Annotated in this window: 6 protein-coding genes; all 6 read left to right on the forward strand. The window is 36.4% G+C overall.

Annotation, left to right across the window (positions count from 1 at the left end; translation table 11 throughout):
* The first annotated feature begins 31 nt into the window (after window positions 1-31).
* The 6 genes from IR213_RS14190 to IR213_RS14215 all read left to right on the forward strand — a co-directional run bounded on the left by IR213_RS14190 (window position 32) and on the right by IR213_RS14215 (window position 6,417).
* Window positions 32-1,675, forward strand: coding sequence for a DUF1501 domain-containing protein (locus tag IR213_RS14190; protein WP_194312961.1), 1,644 nt, complete (start codon window positions 32-34; stop codon window positions 1,673-1,675).
* Window positions 1,676-1,789: 114 nt separating this feature from the next.
* Window positions 1,790-2,941, forward strand: a complete 1,152-nt coding sequence (locus IR213_RS14195) for a 5-(carboxyamino)imidazole ribonucleotide synthase (protein WP_194312962.1) — start codon at window positions 1,790-1,792, stop codon at window positions 2,939-2,941.
* Between the two features lie 266 nt (window positions 2,942-3,207).
* Window positions 3,208-3,447 (forward strand): hypothetical protein, encoded by a 240-nt coding sequence (locus tag IR213_RS14200; protein WP_194312963.1) that lies wholly within the window; start codon window positions 3,208-3,210, stop codon window positions 3,445-3,447.
* Window positions 3,434-3,775 carry a type II toxin-antitoxin system PemK/MazF family toxin gene (locus tag IR213_RS14205; protein WP_194312964.1) on the forward strand — a complete coding sequence of 114 codons (342 nt, stop codon included), beginning with the start codon at window positions 3,434-3,436 and terminating at the stop codon, window positions 3,773-3,775. The genes IR213_RS14200 and IR213_RS14205 overlap by 14 nt, the downstream gene beginning before the upstream one ends.
* Before the next feature lie 8 nt (window positions 3,776-3,783).
* Window positions 3,784-4,269 carry a 5-(carboxyamino)imidazole ribonucleotide mutase gene (purE, locus tag IR213_RS14210; RefSeq protein ID WP_194312965.1) on the forward strand — a complete coding sequence of 162 codons (486 nt, stop codon included), beginning with the start codon at window positions 3,784-3,786 and terminating at the stop codon, window positions 4,267-4,269.
* 120 nt (window positions 4,270-4,389) lie between these two features.
* Window positions 4,390-6,417: a M3 family metallopeptidase gene (locus IR213_RS14215; RefSeq protein WP_194312966.1), complete on the forward strand. Its 2,028-nt coding sequence runs from the start codon at window positions 4,390-4,392 to the stop codon at window positions 6,415-6,417.
* Window positions 6,418-6,571 lie beyond the last annotated feature (154 nt).

Genomic DNA, 6,571 nt, shown 5'->3' on the forward strand with positions numbered 1-6,571 from the left:
TTTCATAATTAATAACAAAACAACAAATATCATGATAAGAAGAAATTTTATTAAATTGACTTCAACAGCTAGTGCACTTTCATTGTTGCCTACAGAAGTTTTTGCTCTTTTCAAATCAGCAGGTATGTCAGAGTGTCCAAATTCCGATGCAAAAAAATTGGTTTTAATTCAATTAGCGGGTGCTAATGATGGATTAAATACCATTGTTCCCATTAATCAATACGATACTTATGCAACATTACGACCTAACATTAAACTTGATAATGTAGGAATGACAAATGGCATAATTAATCTTGACTCCACTTTGGCTTTAACAGATCAAGTGGGATTACATCCATCTCTAATTGGGTTCAAAAACTTGTATGATAAAGGATTTATGAGAATTATTCAAGGCGTTGGCTATCCTTCCCAAGACAAATCTCATTTTAAATCAACCGACTCATGGTTAACCGGCGGTGACGGTACTATGGCCAATAATAATTTAGACAGTGGATGGACGGGGCGTTTTCTTGAGAACTACTTCACAAATTTTTTAAACTCAAACTTCCCTTTGGGAATTCAACTCGGCAGCAGTGATAATTCACTCGGTTTCCATGGAGAAATAGAACATGGTATGTCTTTAAATATTAGCGGCCAAGATTTATCAGGGTTTTATTCTGTAGTGAATGGTTTAAGCGGGCAACCTCCGGCAAACATTCCTGATTCAGAATACGGCAGTTTACTTCAATTCATTATTAACAATGATACTTCCGCAAATTCTTATGCACAAAGTATTTCAAATTCCTTTAATTCAGGGTCTAATTCATTGATCTATCCTAATACCAGTTTATCCAATCAATTAAAAACTGTAGCTCGATTTATCTCTGGTGGCCTTCAAACTAAAGTCTACTTAGTAAAAATAAGTGGTTTCGACACTCATTTCATGCAAGTAGCCGCAAACAATACGACCCATTTAGGCAATCACGCTTCTCTTTTGGCTCAGATTTCTGATGCGATCAATACTTTTATCACAGATTTGAATAATCAAAATGTGGGAAACGATGTTATAGCAGTTACTTTTTCAGAATTTGGAAGAAAAGCAGCGGAAAATGCAAGTTTAGGGACTGATCATGGTGAAATAGCACCAATGTTTGTTTTTGGAAACGCAATCAATCCGGGAATATCAGGAACAAACATCAATTTATCAGAAGCAGTTTCAACTAATAATTATCAGCTTAAAACTGTACAACATGATTATAGGAGAGTTTTTAGTACAATCCTTCAAGATTGGTTTGGAGCGAGCAATCAAACATTAGATTTAACTTTTTACAATAACACGACCAATACTGGATTTTCAAATAATAAAATCGCTGATTTCATAAAAACTCAAAACACAGTTAATTCCTCCTGTTATACTAACAAGCTACTCTCAATAAATGAATTCAAAAATACATATGAAGTTCTCGTTTATCCAAATCCAACTACAGAAGTTATCACTATTTATTCCCCTAACAACAATGATATTTATTCGGTTTCCATTTATTCAATAGATGGAAAACTTATTGGAAAATACAAAAACCCGTTAACCAGTGATCAGTTTTCAATTAATGTAGAAAATCTTTCAATAGGGTTTTATAATTTAAAAATCGAGACCACTAATGGTAATTTTTCTAAAAAAATAATTGTGAGAAGATAATCTTTGTAATACTGAAAAACCATTCCGACTATTTTACAACTCGTATTTTTTTATTATTACTCATTTAAAAGTATCTTTGTACAATCAATTTTACAGATAAATTTCTATATAACGATGAATTATTTTTCTTCCAATTTTAAATTGGGAATTCTCGGTGGTGGACAACTCGGCAAAATGCTGTTATTCGACACCCGAAAATTCGACATACAAACTTATGTTCTTGACCCAAGTGATGAAGCACCTTGCAAAATCGCTTGCAACAAATTTTTTCAAGGAGATTTAATGGATTTCGACACCGTTTATAATTTTGGAAAACAAGTCGATATTTTGACTTTCGAAATAGAATTGGTCAACCTCGAAGCGTTGGAAAAATTGGAAAATGAAGGCAAGAAAGTTTATCCTTCTCCAAAAACCCTGAAACTCATTCAAAACAAAGGAATTCAAAAAGCCTTTTATATCAACAACAATATTCCAACAGCTCCTTCCAAAACATTCAAAAATTTAAAAAAATTGGTTGTTGATATTGTCGATTCTAAATTAGAAATGCCTTTTGTATGGAAATGCACTGAATTTGGTTATGACGGAAACGGTGTGAAAATCATTCGAACACTGCAAGATGTTGAAAATTTGCCTAATGTAGAATGTATTGCAGAAAAAATGGTCGAATTTAAAAACGAATTGGCCGTTATCGTTTGTCGCAGCCCTTCAGGTGAAATCAAAACGTATCCAGTTGTCGAAATGGAATTTCATCCCGAAGCAAACCAAGTGGAATATGTGATTTGCCCAGCAAGAATTGACGATAAAGTAGCAATGAAAGCTAGAGCAATTGCACTTGATGTTTCCAAAAAATTCAACCATGTGGGACTTTTGGCAGTTGAAATGTTCCAAACTTTTGACGATGAAATTTTGGTTAACGAGGTCGCTCCTCGCCCACACAATTCAGGACATTATTCTATCGAAGCCAGTTATACGTCACAATTCGAAAATCATTTGCGAGCCATTCTGGATTTACCTCTTGGAAACACCGTTAGTAAAGTTGCCGGAATTATGGTGAATTTAGTTGGTGAAGATGGCTTTTCAGGCGATGTCGTTTATGAAAATATTCAAAAAATATTAGGTTGGGACGGTGTTACGCCGCACATATACGGAAAAAAACAAACGCGCCCTTTCCGAAAAATGGGACACGTAACGATAGTAAACGAAGATATCAATAAAGCACGAAAAATTGCCGAAGACGTGAAGAATACGATTAGAGTAATTGCATAAATGGATATACTAGATTTTATTATAAATTTATTAAATCTTACTGATTCAGAAAATCTTGTAAAGAAAAATTGGAATATCCTATCAGACAAAAACGAATATTTAGGAGAAAGAATTAAATCATTGTTTGCTTTTACAATTTTGATTATTTGCTACATCTCATTCATTTGTGGAATTATATTTCTGATTTATAAATTGTTTGAAAAATCATAAAATTCAAAAAGTATATACTAAAAAGACATACATTTGTAGTATTAAATTTTTCGATTATGAAAACAATATCACTAAAACTAGACGATTCTATTTACGGAGAAACAGAAAATATTGTTAAATCAATAAAGAAACCAAGAAATAGGTATATAAATGACGCTTTGGAATATTACAACAAAATGCAAAGCAGACTTATTTTACAACAAAAACTACATTTTGAGTCAAAATTAGTTTCAGAAAGTTCTATGGAGGTTTTAAAAGAATTTGAACAAATAGACACTTTATATGAATCAATTTGAAATTTGGTTAGCCGATTTAAATCCTCAAATTGGCACCGAAGCTGAAAAAGTGAGACCAGTGGTAATTGTTCAAACTAACTTTTTGAACGAAATAGCACACCCTTCAACCATTATTTGTCCAATTACAACCAAACTAAATAACGAATCGGATGTTTTACGAATCCGAATACCTAAAGGGAGTTGTGGGTTGAACGAGAATAGCGACATTATGATTGACCAAATTCGAGCCATTGACAATTCGAGATTTATAAAAAAAATTGGATTTATAACCAATGATATGAAATCGAAAATAAAAGAAAATATAATTAATGTTTTAGATTTTAATTAAAAAAACAAATGAGCAAAGTAGCCGTAATAATGGGAAGCATATCCGATATGCCCGTAATGCAAGAAGCCATCGACATCCTGAAAGGATTTGACATAGAAACCGAAGTCGACATCGTTTCGGCACACAGAACGCCCGAAAAATTGTTTGATTTCAGCAAAAACGCCCACACCCGTGGTATTTCTGTGGTAATCGCCGGAGCTGGCGGTGCAGCACATTTACCGGGAATGGTCGCTTCAATGTCGCCCTTGCCAGTAATTGGAGTGCCCATAAAATCAAGTAATTCCATCGATGGTTGGGATTCTGTTTTGTCGATTTTGCAAATGCCGGGCGGAGTTCCCGTGGCGACTGTTGCCTTAAACGGAGCAAAAAATGCCGGAATTCTTGCTGCCCAAATTATTGGAAGCCACAACAAAAGCGTTTTGGATAAAATAATATTATACAAAACGGGATTGAAAGAAGCCGTAATCATCGCTTCCCAAAGCGTTAAAAAATAAATAAACTCAAAACTATCCTGATCTTTTTCAGGAGCTATTCCCGCTATTCGTTGCAATCTTTTTTTCGGCAAAAACCTCAAAAAAGGATTTCCACTGCTATCGGGGCTAAAAAACAAAACAATGAGCGTCTTAACACACCATTTCAATACAAAATACAACACGGCCCCTTTTTCGAAAATCAAAAACGAAGATTTTCTTCCTGCTTTTAAAAGAGGAATCGAATTGGCCAAAAACGAAATTGATGCGATTATCAGAAATCCCATCAAACCCACTTTCGAAAACACGATTGAAGCTTTGGCTTTCAGCGGTGATGTTTTAGACCGGATTTCCAGTATCTTTTTTAACCTGAATTCGGCCGAAACCAGCGACGAAATGCAAAAAATCGCACAAGAAGTTTCGCCTTTGTTGTCAGAATTCGGCAATGATATTCGACTCAATCCGGAATTGTTTGCCCGAGTAAAAGCGGTTTATGAACAAAGAGAACACTTAAACCTCAACCCGGAACAAACTACGCTTCTGGACAAGAAATACAAAAGTTTCTCCAGAAACGGAGCCAATTTATCGGATGAAAAGAAAGCGGTTTTACGCGAAATCGACAAAGAATTGTCGAAATTGAGCTTGCAGTTTGGCGAAAATGTATTGGCCGAAACCCACGCTTTCGAATTGCATATTACCGACGAAAATGATTTGGCAGGATTGCCGGAAGGAACCCGAGAAGCGGCACGTTCTTTGGCGAAAAGCCAAGAAAAAGAAGGTTGGATTTTCACCTTGGATCATCCCAGCTATATTCCGTTCGTGACGTATGCCGACAATCGCGAATTGCGCAAGAAAATGGCAATTGCCTTTGGTGCCAGAGCTTTTCAGAATAACGAATTTGACAATCAGGAAATCGTGTTGAAAATAGCAAAACTGCGTTTCGACAGAGCGCAAGTTTTAGGCTACAAAACCCATTCCCATTTTGTTCTCGAAGAACGAATGGCAGAAACCCCAGAGAAAGTAATTTCGTTTTCGAATGATTTATTGGCCAAAGCCAAACCGGCAGCCTACAACGAATTTGCGGAGTTAACTGCTTTTGCCAAGGAATTGGATGGAATCGAACAACTCGAAAAATGGGACGGAGCCTATTATTCGGAAAAATTGAAGCAGCAATTGTTCAGTTTGGACGACGAAATATTGAAACCGTATTTCCAGTTGGAAAAGGTTTTGGACGGCGCTTTCACGGTGGCACAAAAATTATACGGAATCACGTTCGAGGAAATTTTCGAAATCGACAAATACCACGAAGACGTAAAAACCTACGAAGTGAAAGACGAAGACGACCAATTAGTGGCGGTTTTCTATGCCGATTTCTTCCCGAGAAAAGGGAAACGAAACGGCGCTTGGATGACTTCTTTCAAATCACAATACATCAAAAAAGGAATCAACGAAAGACCACATATTTCGAACGTTTGTAATTTCACGAAACCAACGGAAACCAAACCATCGCTTTTGACGTTCAACGAAGTCACCACTTTGTTTCACGAATTTGGTCACGGTTTGCACGGAATGTTGGCCAACACGACGTACCCAAGTTTGTCCGGAACATCGGTTTATTGGGACTTTGTGGAACTCCCAAGCCAGATTATGGAAAACTGGTGTTACGAGCCGGAAGCATTGGCTTTGTTTGCATATCATTATGAAACCGGAGAAATGATTCCGATGGAATTAGTGCACAAAATCAAGGAAAGCGCGAGTTTTCAGGAAGGAATGGCTACCATGCGCCAGTTGAGTTTTGGATTGCTCGACATGGGTTGGCACGGACAGGATCCTTCGAATATTACCGATATTAAAACTTTCGAAACGGAGCAATTTGCAGCGACACAATTATATCCAGACGTCACAGAAAATGCGATGAGCACCGCTTTTTCGCATATTTTTCAAGGCGGATATTCGTCTGGATATTACAGTTACAAATGGGCGGAAGTCTTGGATGCCGATGCTTTTGAATATTTCCGGGAAAAGGGAATTTTCAACAAGGAAGTGGCGGCAAAATTCAAGAAAAATGTGCTCTCCAAAGGCGGAACCGAACACCCAATGATTTTGTACAAACGTTTTAGAGGACAAGAACCAAAACCAGAAGCGTTGTTAAGACGAGCGGGATTGTTATAGATTATATGAAAAACCCGAGGTTTAAGAACCGAGGGCACTGAAAAAGTCTTTTCAGTAATAAATTGTTTATGAATGGTTATAAAAAGGAGTAGAAAACGTATTTTCTCTACTCCTTTTTTCGTATATTTAGCTGTAATTATAAGGCTTTATAGAT

This window comes from Flavobacterium soyangense (genome assembly GCF_015277675.1).
Taxonomy (GTDB): Bacteria; Bacteroidota; Bacteroidia; order Flavobacteriales; family Flavobacteriaceae; genus Flavobacterium; species Flavobacterium soyangense.